This window comes from Starkeya sp. ORNL1, from assembly GCF_012971745.1.
Lineage (GTDB): Bacteria > Pseudomonadota > Alphaproteobacteria > Rhizobiales > Xanthobacteraceae > Ancylobacter.
Window position 1 is genome coordinate 1 of the sequence record NZ_CP048834.1, and the last position, 20,667, is coordinate 20,667.

The window sequence follows — 20,667 nt, forward strand, 5'->3', positions numbered from 1 at the left end:
GAGGCGGGCCGCCGGCACCGGCGACCTGCTATGGTGCCTGCCCGATTGAGAGCCGACTCACCCCATGCGCTTTCCGCCCTCGTTCCTAGACGAGATACGCACCCGCCTTCCGGTCTCGGAAGTTGTGGGCAAGCGCGTCGCCCTGAAGAAGCAAGGGCGCGAGTGGCGCGGGCTATCGCCGTTCAACCCGGAGAAGACGCCGTCCTTCTATGTCAATGACCAGAAGGGCTTCTATCACTGCTTCTCCTCCGGCAAGCATGGCGACCAGTTCGACTTCCTGATGGAGACCGAAGGCCTGCCGTTCCCGGAGGCGGTGGAGCGGCTCGCCTCGATGGCCGGCGTGCCGATGCCGGCCATCTCGCGCGAGGAGGAGGTCCGCGAGAGCCGGCGCAAGACGCTGCACGAGGTGATGGAGCTCGCCACGAAGTATTTCGAGGCGACGCTGCAGGGCCGCGCCGGCGCCAAGGGGCGCGGCTATCTCGCCGATCGCGGGCTGGGCGCGCCGACGCAGGCGCGCTTCCGGATCGGCTATGCGACGCCGGACCGCTTCGCCCTGAAGGAGGCGCTGGGCGCCCAGGGCGTGCCGGTCGAGGACATGGTGGAGGCGGGCCTGCTGATCGCCGCCGACGATATCCCGGTGCCCTATGACCGCTTCCGCGACCGGGTGATGTTCCCGATCACCGATCTGCGCGGGCGGGTTGTCGCCTTCGGCGGGCGGGCGCTGGAGAAGGACGTCTCGGCCAAGTACCTGAACTCGCCGGAGACTTCGCTCTTTCACAAGGGCTCGCTGCTCTATAACGGCTTCAATGCCCGCGCGAGTGCCCATAAGGGCGCGCCGGTGATCGCGGCGGAGGGCTATGTCGATGTCATAGCATTGGTAGAGGCGGGCTTTAGCGGTGCTGTAGCTCCGCTTGGCACCGCGCTCACCGAGGACCAACTGGCGTTGTTGTGGAAGATGGCGCAGGAGCCGGTGCTGCTGTTCGACGGCGACAAGGCCGGCCGCCGCGCCGCGTATCGCGCGCTCGATCTTGCGCTGCCGCATCTCAAGCCCGGCGTCAGCCTGTCCTTTGGCATGCTGCCGGATGGCCAGGACCCGGATGATCTGGTGCGCGCCGGCGGGCGCGAAGCGGTGGATGCCGTGCTCGCGCAGGCGCGCCCGCTCGCCGATGTGCTGTGGGCGCGCGAGACCGAGAATGGCAGCTTCGACACCCCCGAGCGCCGCGCCGCACTGGAGGCGCGGGTGGGCGAGATCGTCGGCCTGATCTGCGACGAGACGGTGCGCAAGCACTACCGCGCCGAACTTATGGACCGCTTCCGCCGCATGTTTGCGCCTGCGGCCACGTCAAATGGCGGCCAGCGCCGGTTCAAGCCGGGGGAGGGGCGGCGGCGCTTCAATGAGGTGCGCGAGGCCGTGCGCGGCGCCGGCGAAACCATGCGCCACTCCGCGGTGGTACGCGGCGCCTCCGCCGGACTGCCGCGAAACGAGGCATTGCTGCTGTTCGCGGTGCTCAATCATTCCTGGCTGCTGGATGTGCATGCCGAGGAGCTGGCCGAATTGCCTTTCCTCAATCGCGAGGCCGCCGAGCTGCGCCGCGTTTTGCTTGATGCGCATTTGGAAGGCGAGAGCGAGGACGAGGAGCGGCTGGCCGTCCGGCTCAAGGCACGCAATCTTGATGGCGCGCTGACGAGAGTGCGGGCCTGCGCCGTCGCGCGCCATGACTGGCCGGCCTTTGCCGATGCCGGTCGCGGCGATGTCGAGCTGTGGTGGCATCAGCGCACGGCCTTGCACCGGCGCGCGCACGCTCTATCTAAGGAACTGAGAGAAGCCGAGAAAGCGTTGGCGGATGATCCGACCGAGATGAATTGGGCTCGCTTCCTCGATGTTCAAAAACGGCTCGCGGCACTTGACGGGACCGAAGCTTTGGTAGAGGGGTTCGGCGCTGCGTCGGGTCGCCCGGCGCGGTCTATGTAGAAACTCCGGGTCGCTCGCCCGCGCGCAGATGCGTCGTGGTGCGTGTGGCCCTGTTTGCGTCGTACCTTTCGAGAGCTTGGTACGGCACGAGTCTTGAACGCGAGAAACCGGTTAATGGGTCCGGTCGATCAGGGTTAACGCGCGGTTAGAGCAAAAGCAGGATCAATCCTCTCGGACTGATTCGGATGAGGCGGGGCCGGTAGCGGTTTCGCCAGGCGCTGGCGGCGGGCGGCCCCGGCGGATTAGGAGCACACGCATGGCGAAGCAGGCAGCGGAAGCGACGGAAGCCCCGGAAAAAGACGGCGATACCCCGGACAGCCCGTTGCTCGATCTCTCGGATTCCGCTGTCCGGAAGATGATCAAGCTCGCCAAGAAGCGTGGCTATGTCACCTATGACGAGCTGAACGAGGTTCTGCCTTCCGACCAGAACACCTCCGACCAGATCGAAGACATCTACGCGATGCTCAACGAGATGGGCATCAATGTCGTCGAGGCCGAGGAGGCCGAGGCCGAGGAGGCTGAGGAAGGCGCCGCCACCACTGAAGCGGCGGATGACGAGGAAGAGAGCGGCGGCGAGATCGCCGAGGCCGCGCCGCGCGCCGTGGTGCGCTCCGAGACCAAGTCCGAGCCGGGCGAGCGCACCGACGATCCGGTGCGCATGTATCTGCGCGAGATGGGCTCGGTCGAACTGCTGTCCCGCGAGGGCGAAATCGCCATCGCCAAGCGCATCGAGGCCGGCCGCGAGGCGATGATCGCGGGCCTGTGCGAAAGCCCGCTAACCTTCCAGGCCATCATCATCTGGCGCGACGAACTGGTGGAGGGCAAGGTCCTCCTGCGCGACATCATCGATCTCGAAGCCACCTATGCCGGCCCCGAGGGCAAGAACGCGCCCATCGTCGAGGGCGGCGCGCTGGCACCCGAGGCCGAGGAGGAGCGCGAGCCGACCATCGGCGAGAGCATTGCCGCCGACGACGAGGACGACATGGAGAATTCCCTGTCGCTCGCCGCCATGGAGGCCGAGATCAAGCCGAAGGTGCTGGAGACCTTCGACCGCATCGCCGACGCCTACAAGAAGTTGCGTCGCCTGCAGGACCAGAACGTCGAATCCAAGCTCAAGAATGAGAGCCTGTCGCCGTCCCAGGACCGCAAGTACAAGAAGCTGAAGGACGACCTGATCATCGACGTGAAGTCGCTGTCGCTGAACCAGGCGCGCATCGATAACCTCGTCGAGCAGCTCTACGACATCAACAAGCGCCTCGTCTCGCTCGAGGGCCGACTGATGCGCCTTGCCGAGAGCTTCGGCGTCTCGCGCGAGGACTTCCTCAAGCAGTACCAGGGCAACGAACTCGACCCGAAATGGGTCAACCGCGTGAAGAACCTCACCTCGCGCGGCTGGAAGGGCTTTGTCGGCCAGGAGCTCGACGGCATTCGCGACCTACGCTCGGAGATCCACGCGCTCGCCACCGAGACCGGGCTGGAGATCCTCGAATTCCGCAAGATCGTGCAGATGGTGCAAAAGGGCGAGAAGGAAGCCCGGCAGGCGAAGAAGGAAATGGTGGAGGCAAACTTGCGCCTCGTCATCTCCATCGCCAAGAAATACACCAATCGCGGCCTGCAATTCCTCGACCTCATCCAGGAGGGGAACATCGGCCTGATGAAGGCGGTCGACAAGTTCGAGTACCGCCGCGGCTACAAGTTCTCGACCTATGCCACCTGGTGGATCAGGCAGGCCATCACCCGCTCGATCGCCGACCAGGCCCGCACCATCCGCATCCCGGTGCACATGATCGAGACGATCAACAAGATCGTGCGCACCTCGCGCCAGATGCTGCACGAGATCGGTCGCGAGCCGACCCCGGAGGAACTGGCCGAGAAGCTCGGCATGCCGCTGGAGAAGGTACGCAAGGTCCTGAAGATCGCCAAGGAGCCGATCTCGCTGGAGACTCCGATCGGCGACGAAGAGGACAGCCATCTCGGCGACTTCATCGAGGACAAGAACGCCATCCTGCCGATCGACGCCGCGATCCAGTCCAACCTGCGCGAGACCACGACGCGCGTGCTGGCCTCGCTCACGCCGCGCGAGGAGCGCGTGCTGCGCATGCGCTTCGGCATCGGCATGAACACCGACCACACGCTTGAAGAGGTCGGCCAGCAGTTCTCGGTCACCCGCGAACGCATCCGGCAGATCGAGGCCAAGGCGCTGAGGAAGCTCAAGCATCCGTCACGGTCGCGCAAGCTCCGGAGCTTCCTGGATAATTGAGCGGAGGCGAGGGGAAGTCATGGCGCGCCCGGCGCAGACGAAATCCTCTCCTGCTGCCAGTCAGCCAAGTCAGAAGAGCGCCCGGCGACGGGCGCTCTTTTCGTTCGAGCGCATCAGCCAGCCGCTCGCCACGCGGCGCGTGTTCATTGCGCGCATGGCGTGGTCGATCTTGGTCTGGTTCGGCATCATGCTGTTCGGGCTTGCCGTGGGGATTTCCGGCTATGCGATCACCGAGGGCATGGGCTTCGTCGACGCCTATCTCAATGCGGCGATGATCCTCTCCGGCATGGGACCGGTGAGCGAACTGCACAGCACGGCCGGCAAGGTGTTCGCCGGCACCTATGCGATCTTCTCAGGGCTGGTCATCGTGATCGCGACCGGCGTCGTGCTGGCGCCGATCATCCATCACGTGCTGCACGTCTTCCACGTCGACACCGACGACAAGAACTGACGCGCAAATAGTCTCGCTGCCTCATTCCCCGGGGAGGGGATGATTGGTGCGGCGTGCTTCGCGCGAATAAATATCCACCCCGGCAATCGTCGCGGCAAAGGCGACGAAGACGCCGATCACGGCGCAGAGCACGATGATGGTCTCGATTGGCATGGCCTGGTCTCCTTTGGACGGAGACGAGGCTAGGTGGGCGCCCGGACACCCACATTGATCGTGATCAAAGCCCGGTGTGCGCGGCTTCCGCGGGAACGATCCGGGGTAGAGAATGTTCGCTCGAGGGGTGATTTTCCCTAAGGAGCACCATCATGATGGACCGCCGCACCTTGCTCGTCGCAACCGCCGGCACTGCCGCCGCCGCGACGCTGTTCCGTCCGAACATCGCCCGCGCCGCTGCCCCGTTCCAGCAGCCGCCGCTACCCTATGATGAAAGCGCGCTGGCCCCGACCATCTCCGCGCGCACCGTGGGGCTGCACTACGGCAAGCACCACAAGGCCTATTTCGACAAGCTGAACGCGCTGGTCGTCGGCAAGCCCTATGCCGAGCTGTCGCTGGAAGAGGTGATCGTGAAGGCCAAGGACGCCGGCGACGCCGCCATCTTCAACAATGCCGGACAGGCCTGGAACCACAATTATTATTGGGAGCAGTTCAAGGGCGGTCCGATCCCGGCGCCGGCTGCGCTCAGCGAGGCCGCCGAGCGCGATTTCGGCGGCATGGATGGGCTCAAGAAGAAGATCGTCGAGACCGCCGACGGCGTGTTCGGCACCGGCTGGGCCTGGCTGGTGGAGAATGGCGGCAAGCTCCAGGTGCTCGGCCTGAAGGATGCCGGCAACCCGATCGCCGAGCGCAAGACGCCGCTGCTCGGCATCGATGTGTGGGAACACGCCTATTATCTCGATTGGGAGAACCGGCGCACCGCCCATGTCGCCGCGGTGCTGGACCAGCGGGTGAACTGGGCCTTCGTCGCCAGCAAGATCAGCGCCTGAGCCTCGGGGCCTGACCGAAAACTCAACGGCCCCTCATCCCCGGGCTTGATCCGGGGATCCAGCCCCTCCGCATGTACTCCGGCCGAAGTCTGGATCCCCGGGTGAAGTGTTTGTTCTGGATACATAGCTGACAGGTGTTCGGAGACATGCCTGACACTTTTGGGGCTTTTGGCCCTGGGAGGTCGGGATGGTCTGGCGGGAGGCATCTGTGGCGGATCAGCGGCGGGAGTTCTGTTTGCTGGCGAGCCTTGAGGGGGCAAACGTCTCGGCGCTGTGCGCGGGCTTCGGGATCAGCCGGCAGACCGGCTATGTGTGGCTGCGCCGCTACCGCGCCGGCGAGGCGCTGACGGAGCGCTCGCGGCGCCCGCATGCGAGCCCGCGGCGTAGCGCGGCGGATCTGGAGGCCCGGATCCTGGCGCTGCGCGATGCCCATCCGGCGTGGGGCGCGCGCAAGCTGGCGCGGCTGCTGGAGGACGCGGCGGCCCCCTCGACGGTGCATGCGGTGCTGGCCCGCCATGACCGGATCGCGCCGGCCGCGCGCCGGCCGCAGGCCTATGGCCGGTTCGAGCGGGCGACGCCGAACGAGCTGTGGCAGATGGATTTCAAGGGGCGGGTGCAACTCGCCTGCGGCACGTGGTGCCATACGCTGACGGTGATCGACGATCATTCGCGCTACGCCGTGGTGCTGGAGGCGTGCGCCGACGAACAGACCGCCACGGTGCGCGCCCGGCTGGAGCCGGCGCTGCGCCGCCACGGCCTGCCGCAGGCCATCTATGTCGACAATGGCGCGCCCTGGGGCGGCGGCCGCCCGGGGCAGTGGACGCCGCTGCGGGTCTGGCTGCTCAAGCTCGGCATCCGCACCATTCCGGCCCGTCCCCACCACCCGCAGGGCCGCGGCAAGAACGAGCGCTTCCACCGCAGCCTTGCCGACGAGGTGTTCGACCTCGCCATCCTGCGCGGCCTCGATCAGGCCCAGGCCGCGCTCGAAGCCTGGCGCGAGGACTACAACCATGTCCGCCCGCACCAGGGGATCGGCCTCGCCGTGCCGGCCAGCCGCTACCGACCCTCGCCGCGGCCCTTCCCGGAGCGCCTGCCCACACCGCACTATGACAGCGCCGAGATCGTCCGCCGGGTCGGCACCACCAAGGCCTATGTCGGCTTCAACAACCGGCTCTGGAAGGTGCCCAAGGCGTTCCGCGGCGAACTCCTCGCCATCCGCCCGCACAAGCGCGACGGCCTTTATGCCGTCTGCTTCGGCGCCACCAGAATCACAACCATCGACCTCAAAAAGCCCCCACACGACCCGCCCTGACTGTCAGGCATGTCTCCGAACACCTGTCAGGGATGTCTCCGGTCTTTACATGAAGCCCGGGGATGAGGGAGTTTGGAGGGCTCGCGTTTGTCCATCTGGAGAGCTCACGACGGCAGGATCAGCCCGGCTGCCACGGCGGGCAGCGTGAGCGAGCTTTGCATGGCGCGATCCACCAGCATCGCGAAGCCGACCAGCAACAGGAAGCCGAGGAAGAACAGCGCGAACAGCACCAGCGAGATGCGCCGCGCCACATCCGAGACGCCGGTGAAGCCGATAGCGCCGGCGATCAGCGAGATGACGAGGAAGATCAGCGCGTATTTCAGCATGTCCTGGAGTGCCCCGATGCCCGCCGCTAGAGCACTATTCTGTCGCTCGGATGGAGTCATCCGAGCGACAGAATAGTGCTCTAGATTCAATATACTGGAGCACGTTCTTATCGCAAAAGTCTTCCAACTTTTGCGGAACATGCTCTAAACGGCGGCTACCGTGCAGTGGTTCCCTGATGCACCATGCGGCGCGATTGCGCGGCGGAATCACGCGCCGCCCGATCGCACATCGTCGACCAGCACCGCATCTTCCACATCGCCGGCGGCGGGCGCGCGGGGGAAGCTGGGCTGGGTCGGCGGAACCGGATCGCGGTCCTTTTCGGGTACGGTGACGGTGCCGGTCGGCGGGCAGGCAACGAGGTCGGACGGCTTTTCCCCGGTTGCTGCCTCGCGGCCGGCGATCCGCCACAGCACGAACAGCAGCAGAAGCCCGTAGCAGGCGGCGTTGAACAGGAACAGCGCGCCGGGCCCGTAATGCGTCATGCCGACCGAGGCGAGGGACGGGCCGACCACGGAGCCGACGCCATAGGCGAGCAGCACGCCGGCGGCGGTCTCCACCGCCTCTTCCGGTGCGGTGCGGTCATAGGCATGGGCGGCGGTGAGCGAATAGGCCGGCAGCGCCAGCGCGCCATAGGCGAAGCCGAGCGCGGCGAGGCCGGTCAGTGACGCCGGGACCAGGCCGAGCGCGAGAGCGGCCACCACCGCTCCCACCAGCAGGCCGGCGAGCACGCGGCGGCGGTCCATCTTGTCCGACAGCCGGCCGACCGGCCATTGCGCCAAGGCGCCGGCGACGACGACGGCGCTCATGAAGGTCGCTGCGCCGTCGGCGGTGAGGCCGCGGCCGATGCCGAAGATCGGCCCGAGGCTCCATAGCGAGCCATTGGTGAGGCCGATGACGAAACAGCCGACCATGGCGACGGGTGCGGCCCGCAACAGGCGCAGCGGGCGGATGCGCGCCACCTCGATCGGCGCCGGCTGGCCGGCGCGGCTGATGGTGACCGGCAAGGTCGCCAGCGAGAACAGGATGGCGGCAATGGCGAACAGCTCGAAGCCGCGCACCGGAAACGCCGTCACCAGCATCTGGCCGGCGGTCAAGGCGGCATAGTCGACCATGACATAGACCGACATGACGAGGCCGCGCGTCTGGTTGGTGGCGCGGTCGTTCAGCCAGCTCTCGATGACCAGATAGAGCCCGGCGAAGCAGAAGCCGGTAATTGTGCGCAGCGCATACCAGACGAACGGCTCGACCAGGATCGGGTGCGCCAGCATGGTTGCCACCGCCGCCGAGGTGAGGGCGGCGAAGGCACGTATATGGCCGGCGCGCCGCACCAGCCGCGGCACGATGAGGCAGCCGAGCACGAAGCCGAGATAATAGGAGGAGCCGAGGATACCGAGGCTCAGCGCGCTGAAGCCCTCGAACGCGCCCCGCAGCGGCAGCAGCGTGTTCTGCAGGCCGCTTCCGGTAACCAGGAAAAATACGCCGAGCAGGAGCGCGGCTACGGGACCGAGCGTCTTCGCCATGACTGAAACCGGACGGAATTTCGCATGCCGCTGATGCAGGCGGCTTCACGATCGGTTAGACCTGAAACGGGGCATTGTCGAGGTGGGGTGGTGAGATGACGGACGTTTCCGCGACACTTGGGTCGGACTTCCTCACTGTGGAGATCGGAGCGCTCGGCGCCGAGATGGTCAGCCTGCGGGATGCCGACGGCCGCGACTTGCTGTGGAACGGCGATGCCGCCTTCTGGACCGGCCGCGCGCCGCTGCTCTTCCCCATTGTCGGGCGGCTGACGAACGACACGCTGATCCATGACGGCGTCACCCACCCGATGACCCAGCACGGCTTCGCGCGGCGTCGCCCGTTCGAGCTGATGAGCGCCAGCGATTCGCGCGCCACCTTCCGCCTCGTCGACGATGAAGAGACCCGCAAGCAATACCCGTTCGCCTTCGGCCTCTACGTCACCTACACGCTCAACGAGGCGACGCTGACCATCGAGGCGCGGGTGCACAATCCGGGCGTCACCGAATTGCCGGCGAGCTTCGGCTTCCATCCCGCCTTCCGCTGGCCGCTGCCCTATGGCGGCGGTCGCGCCGACCACATCATCACCTTCGAGAAGGCCGAAGTGGTGCCGATCCATCGGCCGGTGGGCGGGCTGCTCTCCGCCGCCACTGAACCGAACCCGGCGGTCGGCGGCTCCATCAAGCTCGACAAGGTCGACTTCGAGCGCGACGCGCTGATCTTCACCGATGTGCGCTCGCACCATGTCGTCTATGGCGCGCCGGGTGAGCCGGGGCTGGAGATCGCCTTCGAGGGCATGCCGCAGCTCGGCATCTGGTCGAAGCCGGACGCGCCCTTCGTGTGCATCGAGCCCTGGTATGGCCATGCGAGCCCGGAGGGCTTCGCCGGCGAGTTCAGCGAGAAGCCGGGCCTGGTGCAGATCGCGCCGGGCGGCGAGCGGCGCTTCGCCATGAGCGTGCGCTGGCTGCCGGACACCGGGCGTTAGGTCGCCTCCTCTCGGAGTGCGCCGTACGTGTCCGGCGCCCGCCTATGCGGAAGCGAACGCGGGGCTGGCCACGATGCAGTCGCGGCCGCGCCGCTTCGCCTCATAGAGCGCGGCATCGGCGGCGGCGACCAGCTTGCCGGCTTCCACTTCGTGTCCGCTCAACGTGGCGACGCCGATGCTGGCGGTGACGAGGCCGCCGAGCGGGTGGGGGAGCGCCGCCTTGGCCAGCCATCGCTGCAGCCGCTCTGCGACGTGGCAGGCGCCGGCGCTGTCGGTATCGGGCAGCACGACGGCGAATTCCTCGCCGCCATAACGGCACGTGGCGTCATAGGGGCGCGAGACCGCGCCGGCGAGCAGGCCGCCGAGCCGGCGCAGCACCTCGTCGCCAGCCTGGTGACCCAGCATGTCGTTCAGCGGCTTGAAGCGGTCGAGGTCGATCAGCAGCAGCGAGAGTGGCGCGCCGGTGCGGTGGGCGCGGCGTACTGCGCGGTCGATGGCGTCATCGAAGCCGCGGCGGTTGGCGATACCGGTAAGCGCGTCGATCTGCGAAAGCCGGGTCAGCTCCTGATTGAGCTTGTGCAGTTCGATCTCATCAATGGCGATGGCGGCGAGTTCGCGCAGCGGTTCGACATCGAAACCGGACGCATCGGCGGCGTCGCGGCGCATCACGCACATCGAGCCGATGACGAGGTCCGGGGCGACCACGAGCGGTACCCCGGCATAGAAGCGTAGCGTCAGCAGCGGTACGATCGGATGGCCCTCAAGGCGCGGATCGGTCTTCAGATCGCCGACGATGAGGGGCTCGCCGCTTTCGATGATCAGATTGCAGACGCTGTCCTTGCGGGCGATGAAGGGCGCGATCTCGTCGGAACTGACCGCTTTCATCCATTGGAAGTCGGCGTCGACAAGGCCGATGAACGCGACGTCCGCTCCATAGAAGCGTGTAGCGAGGCGGGTCAGCCGGTCGAAGCGCTCATCCCGGCCGGTGTCCATGATGCTGCACGCGGACAAGACGTCGAGACGTTCGGTCTCGTTGGCAGGCGGCTGCGGCAAGGTCCACAAATCGGCACGCTCCGGCAATCAACGCGGCCGCATGCTGCGGTGCAGGATGACGGTGCGCAAGCCGGATTGGCCAGCGAGGTTAAATCCACCCGAAGTTTCACCCTCGGGTGGAGAATGCCGGACTGTGCACTCAATCTCCGCGAGAAATCAGGCCTCGCACGGATCAGGGCGACGCTAGTGCCCGGTCACGGAGCGGGGCACCGGCCTCTGCTCGGACTCGCCGGACAGCATCTCGCCGGTGGCGGCGAGGTCGGCGAGGAAGCCGTCGCACCAGTCATGGATGGTTCGCGCCTTCACCTTGGCCATGTTGTCCTCCCAGCGGGCGATGCGCTCCTCGCGCGGCATGCGCAGCGCGAGATCGAACGCCTCGGCCATGCCCTCGACGTCATAGGGATTGATGATGAGCGCTCCGGACATCTCGTCCGCGGCGCCGGCGAAGCGCGACAGCACCAGCACGCCGGGATTCTCGGGATCCTGCGCCGCGACATATTCCTTGGCGACGAGGTTCATGCCGTCGCGCAATGGGGTGACGAGGCCGAGCCGGGCGGCGCGGTAGATCGCGGCCAGCGTCGGGCGGGGGAAGGGCTTGTTGAGATAGCGCAGCGGTACCCAGTCGAACTCGGCGTAGCGGCCGTTTATGGCGCCGGCGCTCTCCTCCAGCTCGCGGCGCAGCGCCCGATACTCCGCCACCTCGCCGCGGCTGACCGGGGCGATCTGCATCATCGTCACCTTCGAGCGATGCTCAGGATATCGTTCAAGAAGGTCTTCGAAAGCACTGAATTTGTTTGGCAACCCTTTCGAGTAATCGAGGCGGTCGACTCCTATGGCGAGTGTGCGTCCGGCCAGGCTGGCATCGAGGCGCTTCCTGTCCTGACCGCCGATCGACGCGGTGGCGTCACGCACGAAGGCGTCGACATCGATGCCGATCGGATAGGCGACGACGCGGAAGCGCCGGCCCTGCATGCCGACCACGCCGCCCGGCCCGATCCAACCCTTGGCCTCGGCCGAGATATAGGTGAGCAGGGCGCGCACATCGTGCTCGGTCTGCAGGCCGACAAGGTCGTAATGCGAGAGGTCGCGCACCAAAGCGGCGTGCGAAGGCAGGCAATAGAACACTTCGGGCGTCGGCCAGGGGATGTGGTGGAAATAGCCGATCCGGCCTTCGAAGCCGAGCGCGCGCAGTTCGGTGCCCAGCGGGATGAAGTGATAGTCGTGCACCCAGACCACGTCGTCGGGCTTCAACAGCGGCATCAGCGCCTTGGCGAAGGCGGCATTGACGCGGCGATAGGCTTCCCAATCTGAGCGGTGGAAGCTGAGCGAGCCGAGCCGGTAGTGGCAGAGCGGCCAGAGCGTGCCGTTGGCATAGCCGGCATAATGCGCGCGCTGCTCTTCGGGATCGAGGGTGAGCAGGGCGTAAGTGATGCGGCCGGCCTTGGTCACTTTCGGCTCGGCCGGCGGATTGACCTCGGTCTCCCCGCTCCAGCCGAACCACAGGCCACCGCGTCTGTTCAAGGCTTCCCGCAGCGCCACCGCCAGTCCGCCGGCCTTGGCCAGACGCTCTTTCGGTGACGCTACGCGATTGGAAACGATTACGAGCCGCGCCAGAATGCTTCCTCCCATGTCTTCGACAGGCGCATCGCCGTGTCGATGAGACCGACCATCGAATAGGTCTGCGGGATGTTGCCCCACAGCTCGAGGGTCTGATTGTCGATGTCCTCGGAGAGCAGGCCGGCATCGTTGCGACGGGCGAGCAGGCTCTCGAACATCTCGCGCGCCTCGTCGCGCCGCCCGATGAGGTCGAGCGCGCCGGCGTACCAGAAGGAGCAGATGGTGAAGGAGGTCTCGGGCAGGCCGAAATCGTCCTCACCGGCGTAGCGCATCAAATAGCCGTTGCGCTTGAGGTCGCGGCCGATGCGGTCGACCGTGGCGACATAGCGCGGATCGTCCGGTCGCACGAAGCCGAGCTCGGCCAGCAGCAGCAGGCTGGCGTCGAGCTGCCCCTCGCGGTCGGCATCGACGAACGAGCCCATCTTCTCGTCCCAGGCGAAGCTGAGCACCCGGGCGCGAATGGTGTTGGCCTGTTCCTTCCAGAAGGCACCGCGCTCCGCCAGGCCCAGCCGGCGGGCGATGCGGGCGAGCCGGTCGCAGGCGGCCCAGCCCATCACCGCGGAGAAGGTGTGGATGCGGCGCCGGCCGCGCAGTTCCCAGAGACCGGCGTCCGGCTCGAAGGCGAAGTCGACGGCCCGGGCGCCGACACCCTCCAGCAGCTGAAACAGCGCGAGATCGCCGCGGTTCGGCAGGCGATGGTCGAAGAACATCTGCGCCGCGGCGAGCACGACATGGCCGTAGCCGTCATTCTGCACCTGCATCGCCGCCTGGTTGCCGACCCGCACCGGCCCCATGCCGCGATAGCCGGCAAGCGCCTCGGCAAAGCCTTCATCGAGCGGCGTGCCGGGCACGATGGAATAGACCGGTGCCAGCCGGCCGGACGGGTCGGAGGCGATCACCGTCGTCAGATAGCGGATGTAGTCTTCCATGGTGCGGGTGGCGCCGAGCTGGTTCAGCGCGCGCACGGTGAAGTAGGAATCCCTGAGCCAGCAGTGCCGGTAGTCCCAGTTGCGGATCGAACCGGACGCCTCGGGGATCGAAGTGGTAAGCGCGGCGACGATGCCGCCGGTCTCCTCATAGGCGCACAATTTCAGCGAGATGGCGGAGCGGATGACGGCGTCCTGCCATTCATAGGGAATGGAGAGGAAACGCACCCATTCGTACCAGTATTCGCGGGTCTTCTCCTCGAAGCCGCGGGTGGTCTCGATGAGGCCCGAGGCGAACGGTTCGTCCGGGCCCAGCACGACCGTCGCCGAGCGGCTGAGCACGAAAGGCCGCTCTTCGGCGATATAGACGATGGGCAGGTCGGTGGTGGCGCGCAGCGCGAAGTCCTCGCCGGCAAAGCGCATGTGGTTGGAGCCACGCACCGGGGCCGGGCGGGTGGCACCCCATTTGAAATGCGGGCGCAGCCGCACCGTTACCCGGCACATTCCGGAGAGCGGCTCGATCCGGCGAACCAGCATGGACGGGCGATAGATGCGGTCATAGAGCTTGAAGCGCGGCGCGAAGTCGGTGATGCGGAGTTTCGCGCCCTGGTCGTTCTCCAGCACCGTCTCGATGATTGCGGTGTTCTCGACATAGCGCCGCGTCGCCTTCACCTGGCCGTCGAGCACGACGTCGAAGAAGCCGGCCTCCGGCTCGTCGCCGCCGATCAGCGCGGAGAAGATCGGGTCGCCGTCGATGCGGGGCCAGCAGCACCAGCTGATCCGGCCCGAGCCGTCGATGAGGGCGGCAATGGTGCCGTTGCCGATGGCGGCAAGGTTGAGATCAGCGCTCAAGAGGCCACCTTTTCGAGTTGCGCGGGCAGAGCCGCGAGCCAGGCCCGCACCCGGGTCGGTCCGCTCATGTGGAAATCGGCGTGGCCGGTGGCGCGCGGGCCCACCGCGATGGCGATGCCGCCCATGTCGCGCACCGCCATGAAGCCATCCTCGTCGGTGACGTCGTCGCCGAGGAAGATCGGCGTGCGCCCGGCGAACGACGCACTCTTCATCAAGGTGGCGACCGCCGTGCCCTTGTGGTGGCCGGCCTCCCGCACCTCGATGACGTAGAGCCCGTGAAGGAACTGCACCCGGTCATCGAGGCCGCGGCCGAGCGCCATGACGCGCTCCATCACCGCATCGCCGAATTCGGGCACGGCGCGGAAATGCACCGCGAGCGAGAGCGGCTTGTGCTCGATAAAGACGCCAGGCCAGGAATCCAGCTCGCGCTTCAGCGCCGCCTCGAGCGGCGCGCGCCATTTCGGCATCGGGATCGGCACCGCGGGCGCATCGGGCGCGAGGCGCACTTCGGCGCCGTGCTGGCCGGAGGCGGCGAGCCTGGCAGGGGCGAACTTCCGGTCCATCCAGTCGATGGTGCGGCCGGAGACCAGCGCCACCGCGCCGTCGAGCGCGGTCTGCGCGGCGATCAGGCGGTCCGGCAGGTCCTTCGGAATGGTAACGCCTTCGGGATGGTCGGCGTGCTCGATCAGCGTGCCGTCAATATCGAGGAACAGGGCCCAATCAGGCCTTGGAGAAGGAAGCATGCCGTATCCCGATGCCATCGCGAGCCCACTGCACCGGTCATACCCCGATCGTCTTCCGCGCCGGAGGTAAGGGCGCAGCGGGGTCGGGTATCGCGATGCAGCATGGCCTAACGCATGAGGGGAAAGGACGTTCCGCTGCTGTTTCGTCATTCCGGACGGCCGAAGGCCGAGCTGGAGCCGCGCAAATATCGGAGAGCGATCCGGAGGAGGGGTCTACCCTTGCCCGCCGCCACCCCGAAGGTTACATAGCGGCCAACCAATTCATCGCCACTTCCGGCTCGCCACCGCGCCAGCGCGCAAGGTTTTCCATCGCCATGGCTTCCTACCAGTACGTCTACCACATGCACGGCATGTCCAAGGCCTATCCGGGCGGCAAGAAGATCCTGGACAATGTCCATCTGTCCTTCTACCCGACCGCCAAGATCGGCGTGCTCGGGCCGAACGGCTCGGGCAAATCGACGCTGCTCAAGATCATGGCCGGCATCGACAAGGACTTCCAGGGCGAGGCCTGGGTCGCGGAGGGCGCGCGCGTCGGCTATCTCGCGCAGGAGCCGTATCTCGATCCGGCCAAGAGCGTGCGCGAGAACGTCATGGAGGGCGTCGCCAAGCAGCAGGCGATCCTCGAGCGCTACAACGAACTCGCCATGAACTATTCCGACGAGACCGCGGATGAGATGACCCGGCTCCAGGACGAGATCGAGGCGCAAGGCCTGTGGGACCTCGACAGCAAGGTCGACCAGGCGATGGACGCGCTGCGCTGCCCGCCTGACGATGCCGATGTCTCGAAGCTCTCGGGCGGCGAGCGGCGGCGCGTCGCGCTATGCCAGCTGCTGCTCTCGCAGCCGGAACTGCTGCTGCTCGACGAACCGACCAACCATCTCGACGCCGAGACCACCAACTGGCTCGAAGGCCATTTGCGGAACTATCCGGGTGCGATCCTGATCGTCACCCATGACCGCTACTTCCTCGACAATGTGACGGGCTGGATCCTCGAGCTCGATCGCGGCCGCGGCATTCCCTATGAGGGCAACTACTCGTCCTGGCTTGGGCAGAAGACCAAGCGCATGGCGCAGGAAAGCCGCGAGGACGAAGCCCGCCAACGCGCGCTCGCCTCCGAGCAGGAATGGATCGCGGCTTCGCCCAAGGCGCGCCAGGCCAAGAACAAGGCGCGCATCCAGCGCTATGACGATCTCGTCAAGAAGGCGTCCGAGAAGGCGCCGACCACCGCGCAGATCGTCATCCCGGTGGCCGAGCGCCTCGGCCAGAACGTCATCGATTTCCAGGGCCTCACCAAGGGCTTCGGCGACAAGCTGCTGATCGACGATCTCTCCTTCAAGCTGCCGCCAGGCGGCATCGTCGGCGTCATCGGGCCGAACGGCGCGGGCAAGACCACGCTGTTCCGCATGATCACCGGGCAGGACAAGCCGGACGCCGGCACCATCGCCATCGGCGACAGCGTGAAGCTCGGCTATGTCGACCAGAGCCGCGACGCGCTGGACGACCGCAAGACCGTCTGGGAGGAGATTTCGGGCGGCAACGAGATACTTTATCTCGGCAAGCGCGAGATCAATTCGCGCGCCTATTGCGGCGCCTTCAACTTCAAGGGCGGCGACCAGCAGAAGAAGGTCGGCATGCTCTCGGGCGGCGAGCGCAACCGCGTGCATCTCGCCCGTATCCTGCAGCAGGGCGCCAACGTGCTGCTGCTCGACGAACCGACCAACGACCTGGACGTCGAGACACTGCGTGCCCTGGAAGAGGCGCTGGAGGATTTCGCGGGCTGCGCCGTCATCATCTCGCATGACCGCTTCTTCCTCGACCGCATCGCCACCCACATGCTCGCCTTCGAGGACGAGAGCCATGTGGAATGGTTCGAGGGCAATTTCGCGGATTACGAGGAAGACAAGAAGCGCCGCCTCGGCATCGACAGCATCATCCCGCACCGGATCAAGTACAAGAAGTTCAGCCGCTGAGACACATCCCTCCCGTTCGCGGGCCGTCCCGCGAACGGGAGGGATCGTTGTGCGTCAGCCGGCATAGGCCTGCTTCAGCCGGTCGAGATCGATCTTCACCATCTCCATCATCGCGCCCATCACGCGACCGGTGGCAGCGTTGTCGCCGGAGGTGTGGACCTTCTCGATGAGGTTTGCCGAGCCGATCTGCCAGGACAGTCCGAACTTGTCCTTGAGCCAGCCGCATTGCTGCGGCGTGCCGCCCTCGATCAGCTTGTCCCAGAAATAGTCGATCTCCTGCTGCGTCTCGCAGTCGATGAAGAAGGAGGTCGCCTCGCTGAGCTTGAAGATCGGCCCGCCATTGATGGCGCCGAATTTCTGGCCTTCCAGCTCGAACGCCACCACCATCACCGTGCCGGGTTCGCCGTGACCGCCCTCGGAATAGCGCGACACCGCGTTGATGCGCGAATTCTCGAAGATGGAGACATAGAAATTCGCGGCCTGCTCGGCGGTGCCGTCAAACCAGAGATACGGGGTGATCTTCTGCTTCAGCGCCATGGTCCCGGTCCTTCCTCTCCTGAAGTCACCGCACAAGGCGGCGTCCTGGCGAGGACGAACGGGGCGCGCGCGAACCGACACCGCGACCCGCGTTTCCTGTCCGAGGTTCACATCAGGGCGCGATTTCGCTATTCGAGGGGCATGCGCCGCTTCATCAGACGCCTCGTACTCCTCCTCGCCCTCGCGCCCTGGCCGGGCTTTGCGCATGCCGATGCCGGCTTCGACGCCTGGCTCGCCGCGCAATGGCCGGCGGCGCAGCAGATGGGGATATCGCGCGCCACCTTCGACCGCGAGACCAAGGGCCTGGAGCCCGATTACGGGCTGCCCGACCTCGCCATTCCCGGCAAGCCGAGGAAGCCGGACGGGCAGGCGGAGTTCGTGCAGACGCCCGCCGCCTATGTGTCGGACGCCACCATCGGCAAGCTCGCGGTGCGTGGGCGGGCACTGGCGCAGCAGTACAAATCCCAGCTCGGCAGCATCGAGAAGCGCTTCGGCGTGCCGGGCAGCGTGGTGCTGGCGATCTGGGCGCGCGAGACCGCCTATGGCACCGCCAAGCTGAATTACGACGCGCTGCGGGTGCTGGCGACGCAGGGCTATGTCGGGCGCCGCAAGGACCAGTTCCGCGGGGAATTCCTCACTGCGCTGAAGATCCTCGACGAGGGCCATGTCTCCCGCGCGCAGATGAGGAGCTCCTGGGCCGGTGCGCTCGGGCTGACGCAGTTCCTGCCGTCCGACTATATGCGCTACGGCGTCGATCTCGACGGCGACGGCACCGCCGATATCTGGAACTCGGTGCCGGAGGCGCTGGCGGCCACCGCCAGCCTGCTGGCCTCCAAGGAGTGGCAGGCCGGCAAGCGCTGGGCCTATGAGGTGCGTCTGCCGGGCGGCTTCGACTGCACGCAGGCCGAGCCGGACGTGACGCTGACCATCGGCGACTGGCTGAAGCGCGGCGTCACCGTCGCCGATGGCCGCCGCGTGCCGGCCGCCGCGATGAAGGACGAGGCCTCCATCATCATGCCGGCTGGGCCCTATGGGCCGGCCTTCCTGACGCCGAAGAACTATTTCGTGCTGAAGAGCTACAATTTCGCCGACCTCTACGTGCTGTTCGTCGGCCACCTCGCCGACCGCATCGAGGATGACCGGCCGTTCGCCCAACCCTGGGAGGACATAAGGCTGGTGAAGACGCGCGACATGGAGTTCATGCAGAAGGTGCTGACCCAGCGCGGCTTCTATGGCGAGAAGATCGACGGCAAGGCCGGCATGAAGACCCGCGCCGCGCTCGGCGCCTATCAGAAGGCCAACCGCCTGCCGCTCGACTGCTGGCCGACCCAGGCGCTGCTGGACCATATGCGCGGCGGATAGGCAGCATTTCGCCCACGCTGGAGCATGCCGGGCTGGTGCGCAGCATCCAGGGCGGCCGGGAAAGCCGCTTCAACCTCTGCCCGGGGCCGATCGCGGAAGTGCGGTCGTACCTCGGCAGCGTGTCGGAGCAATGGGACGGCGCGCTTGGCCGGCTGAAGTCGTTGGTAGAAGGTGGATAGAAAGGCGCTGTCTTCCATGTTAGCTTAGCTAGATTAGCTAGGCGGCTCCGATGACAAGGACGGCGAACATCCACGAGGCCAAGACCAATCTCTCCAAGCTCATCGACGCGGCACAACGCGGCGAAGAGGTGGTCATTGCGCGCAATGGCGTGCCGGTGGTGAAGCTGGTGGCGGTGGAGAAGCCGGACGAGACGAAAGATACACCGGCAAAGCGCATCATGGGGATGTGGGCCGGCAAGGTGACTATCCACGATCCCCACTGGTGGAAGCCTGACGACGAACTGGCGGACCTGTTCGAGAACAGCGTGATTTACCCGCCGGATCCTGATGATGCTGCTCGATAGCCATGTTCTGCTGTTTCTGCTGGCGGACGGAGGGCAGCAGATCGGTACCGATGCGCGTCAACAGATCAGTGTCGCGCCGCGCGTCTTTGTCAGCATTGCATCGATCTGGGAACTCGAGATCAAGCGGGGCTTATCCAAGCTCACGCTACCCGTCGCCGACTGGTACAGCGTCGTGGAGCGCGGCATCGAGATCATCGGTGCCGACATAGATGACGCTGTTCGCGCGGGCAGCCTGCCGCTCCACCACCGCGATCCATTCGATCGCATGATCATAGCGCAGGCGCTCAATCGCGGGCTCGTGGTCGCTACCCGTGATCGTGCGTTCAAGAGCTACGGCGTACCAATCCTGTGGACGTGAGATGCCTCACGCCACGCCCAGATCCTTCGCCGAGAGCCAGAACACCTCGCCCTCGCTCTCCTCGGTGTCGAGCCAGAGGAAGGGCAGATGCGGGTACTCGTCGTCCAGTATCTCGCGGCCGGTGCCGATCTCGCAGATCATCCCGCCCGATGGCGTCAGATGCTCTGGTGCTTCGTCGATGATACGCCGCACGATGTCGAGGCCGTCCGGCCCGCCGGCGAAGGCTAGCGGCGGCTCGTGGCGATACTCGGCCGGCAGCCCGGCCATCGCCTCGGCGTCGACATAAGGCGGGTTGGTGACGATGAGGTCGTAGCGCCGGCCCTCAAGCGGTGCGAACAGGTCGCCCTGCAGCAGTTCGATGCGGTCGACGAGATCGTGATCGGCGACATTCTCGTCGGCAAGCGCCAGCGCATCCTCGGAGAGGTCGACGGCGTCGACCTTGGCATTGGGAAACACCATCGCCGCCAATATGGCGAGGCAGCCGGAGCCGGTGCACAGGTCCAGCACGCGCTCGACTCGCTCCGGCTGCTCGACCAGCGCGAAACCATCGCCGCCGAACAGGTCGCCCGCCAATAGTTCGCCGAGATAGGAGCGGGGCACGATGGCGCGCTCGTCGCTGCGGAACGGCACGCCGCGAATATAGGTGCGGCCCAGCAGATAGGCGGCGGGGCGCCGCGTCGTCACCCGCTGCTCGATGAGGTTGGTAAGCCGGCCGCGCTCCTCGCGGGTGAGGCGGGCATCGAGCCACGGATCCAACTCGTCGACCGGCAGATGCAGGCTTTCCAGCACCATGAACGCGGCTTCGTCCAGCGCGGTGTTGGTGCCGTGGCCGAACACGAGGCCGGCTTCGCTGAAGCGGCTCACCGCAAGGCGCAAAAAGTCGCGCACCGTCCTCAGATCGTCCGCCGCCGGCATGGC

17 protein-coding genes and 2 pseudogenes are annotated in these 20,667 nt (G+C 66.4%); 10 read left to right on the forward strand and 9 right to left on the reverse strand.

Annotated features, from left to right (window positions below; genetic code table 11):
- Nucleotides 1–64: 64 nt before the first annotated feature.
- The 3 genes from dnaG to G3545_RS00015 all read left to right on the forward strand — a co-directional run bounded on the left by dnaG (nt 65) and on the right by G3545_RS00015 (nt 4,683).
- Nucleotides 65–1,972, forward strand: a complete 1,908-nt coding sequence (gene dnaG / locus G3545_RS00005; RefSeq protein ID WP_170008863.1) for a DNA primase — start codon at nt 65–67, stop codon at nt 1,970–1,972.
- A gap of 256 nt (nt 1,973–2,228) precedes the next feature.
- Complete coding sequence (gene rpoD / locus G3545_RS00010; protein ID WP_170008864.1) at nt 2,229–4,232, forward strand: RNA polymerase sigma factor RpoD; 2,004 nt, start codon at nt 2,229–2,231, stop codon at nt 4,230–4,232.
- A 19-nt stretch (nt 4,233–4,251) separates the two neighbouring features.
- Nucleotides 4,252–4,683 (forward strand): hypothetical protein, encoded by a 432-nt coding sequence (locus G3545_RS00015; protein WP_170008865.1) that lies wholly within the window; start codon nt 4,252–4,254, stop codon nt 4,681–4,683.
- A 21-nt stretch (nt 4,684–4,704) separates the two neighbouring features.
- Here G3545_RS00015 and G3545_RS29840 read toward each other — a convergent pair whose 3' ends face one another.
- The gene (locus G3545_RS29840) at nt 4,705–4,836 is read right to left on the reverse strand and encodes a hypothetical protein (protein ID WP_281411696.1); all 132 of its coding nucleotides are present in this window, start codon (nt 4,834–4,836) and stop codon (nt 4,705–4,707) included.
- A gap of 152 nt (nt 4,837–4,988) precedes the next feature.
- Here G3545_RS29840 and G3545_RS00020 point away from each other — a divergent pair, with 152 nt between their 5' ends.
- Both G3545_RS00020 and G3545_RS00025 read left to right on the forward strand, forming a co-directional pair.
- On the forward strand, nt 4,989–5,666 hold the full coding sequence (locus tag G3545_RS00020; RefSeq protein ID WP_246702623.1) for a superoxide dismutase: 678 nt from the start codon (nt 4,989–4,991) through the stop codon (nt 5,664–5,666).
- A 187-nt stretch (nt 5,667–5,853) separates the two neighbouring features.
- Nucleotides 5,854–7,031: pseudogene (locus G3545_RS00025) on the forward strand (IS481 family transposase).
- 120 nt (nt 7,032–7,151) lie between these two features.
- Here the strand turns inward: G3545_RS00025 and G3545_RS00030 are convergent.
- Nucleotides 7,152–7,304 (reverse strand): annotated as a pseudogene (locus G3545_RS00030) (DUF1328 family protein); the annotation flags it as partial.
- 207 nt (nt 7,305–7,511) lie between these two features.
- A complete protein-coding gene (locus G3545_RS00035) occupies nt 7,512–8,825 on the reverse strand; it encodes an MFS transporter (protein WP_170008868.1) in 1,314 nt (437 codons plus the stop codon).
- 95 nt (nt 8,826–8,920) lie between these two features.
- Here G3545_RS00035 and G3545_RS00040 point away from each other — a divergent pair, with 95 nt between their 5' ends.
- On the forward strand, nt 8,921–9,808 hold the full coding sequence (locus G3545_RS00040) for an aldose 1-epimerase family protein (RefSeq protein WP_170008869.1): 888 nt from the start codon (nt 8,921–8,923) through the stop codon (nt 9,806–9,808).
- Nucleotides 9,809–9,850: 42 nt separating this feature from the next.
- Here the strand turns inward: G3545_RS00040 and G3545_RS00045 are convergent, their stop codons facing one another.
- From G3545_RS00045 to otsB, 4 genes are all read right to left on the reverse strand, one after another.
- Entirely contained in the window at nt 9,851–10,801 is a 951-nt protein-coding gene (locus G3545_RS00045) for a diguanylate cyclase (RefSeq protein ID WP_170008870.1), read from the reverse strand.
- Between the two features lie 243 nt (nt 10,802–11,044).
- Complete coding sequence (locus tag G3545_RS00050) at nt 11,045–12,490, reverse strand: trehalose-6-phosphate synthase (protein ID WP_281411697.1); 1,446 nt, start codon at nt 12,488–12,490, stop codon at nt 11,045–11,047.
- The gene (locus G3545_RS00055; protein WP_170008871.1) at nt 12,460–14,256 is read right to left on the reverse strand and encodes a glycoside hydrolase family 15 protein; all 1,797 of its coding nucleotides are present in this window, start codon (nt 14,254–14,256) and stop codon (nt 12,460–12,462) included. Before G3545_RS00055 ends, G3545_RS00050 begins: the two co-directional genes overlap by 31 nt.
- Nucleotides 14,253–14,999: a trehalose-phosphatase gene (gene otsB, locus G3545_RS00060; RefSeq protein ID WP_246702625.1), complete on the reverse strand. Its 747-nt coding sequence runs from the start codon at nt 14,997–14,999 to the stop codon at nt 14,253–14,255. The genes G3545_RS00055 and otsB overlap by 4 nt, the downstream gene beginning before the upstream one ends.
- 314 nt (nt 15,000–15,313) lie before the next feature.
- Between otsB and ettA the strand changes: the two genes are divergently transcribed.
- Nucleotides 15,314–16,969, forward strand: a complete 1,656-nt coding sequence (gene ettA / locus G3545_RS00065) for an energy-dependent translational throttle protein EttA (RefSeq protein ID WP_170008874.1) — start codon at nt 15,314–15,316, stop codon at nt 16,967–16,969.
- Between the two features lie 54 nt (nt 16,970–17,023).
- Here ettA and G3545_RS00070 read toward each other — a convergent pair whose 3' ends face one another.
- Nucleotides 17,024–17,506: a VOC family protein gene (locus G3545_RS00070; protein WP_170008875.1), complete on the reverse strand. Its 483-nt coding sequence runs from the start codon at nt 17,504–17,506 to the stop codon at nt 17,024–17,026.
- A 141-nt stretch (nt 17,507–17,647) separates the two neighbouring features.
- Between G3545_RS00070 and G3545_RS00075 the strand changes: the two genes are divergently transcribed.
- The 3 genes from G3545_RS00075 to G3545_RS00085 all read left to right on the forward strand — a co-directional run bounded on the left by G3545_RS00075 (nt 17,648) and on the right by G3545_RS00085 (nt 19,749).
- Nucleotides 17,648–18,868, forward strand: a complete 1,221-nt coding sequence (locus G3545_RS00075) for a lytic murein transglycosylase (RefSeq protein ID WP_170008877.1) — start codon at nt 17,648–17,650, stop codon at nt 18,866–18,868.
- A gap of 229 nt (nt 18,869–19,097) precedes the next feature.
- Nucleotides 19,098–19,391 carry a type II toxin-antitoxin system prevent-host-death family antitoxin gene (locus tag G3545_RS00080; RefSeq protein WP_170008879.1) on the forward strand — a complete coding sequence of 98 codons (294 nt, stop codon included), beginning with the start codon at nt 19,098–19,100 and terminating at the stop codon, nt 19,389–19,391.
- Nucleotides 19,375–19,749 carry a type II toxin-antitoxin system VapC family toxin gene (locus tag G3545_RS00085; protein WP_170008881.1) on the forward strand — a complete coding sequence of 125 codons (375 nt, stop codon included), beginning with the start codon at nt 19,375–19,377 and terminating at the stop codon, nt 19,747–19,749. Before G3545_RS00080 ends, G3545_RS00085 begins: the two co-directional genes overlap by 17 nt.
- Nucleotides 19,750–19,755: 6 nt before the next feature.
- Here G3545_RS00085 and prmB read toward each other — a convergent pair whose 3' ends face one another.
- Nucleotides 19,756–20,664 carry a 50S ribosomal protein L3 N(5)-glutamine methyltransferase gene (prmB, locus tag G3545_RS00090; protein WP_170008883.1) on the reverse strand — a complete coding sequence of 303 codons (909 nt, stop codon included), beginning with the start codon at nt 20,662–20,664 and terminating at the stop codon, nt 19,756–19,758.
- Nucleotides 20,665–20,667 lie beyond the last annotated feature (3 nt).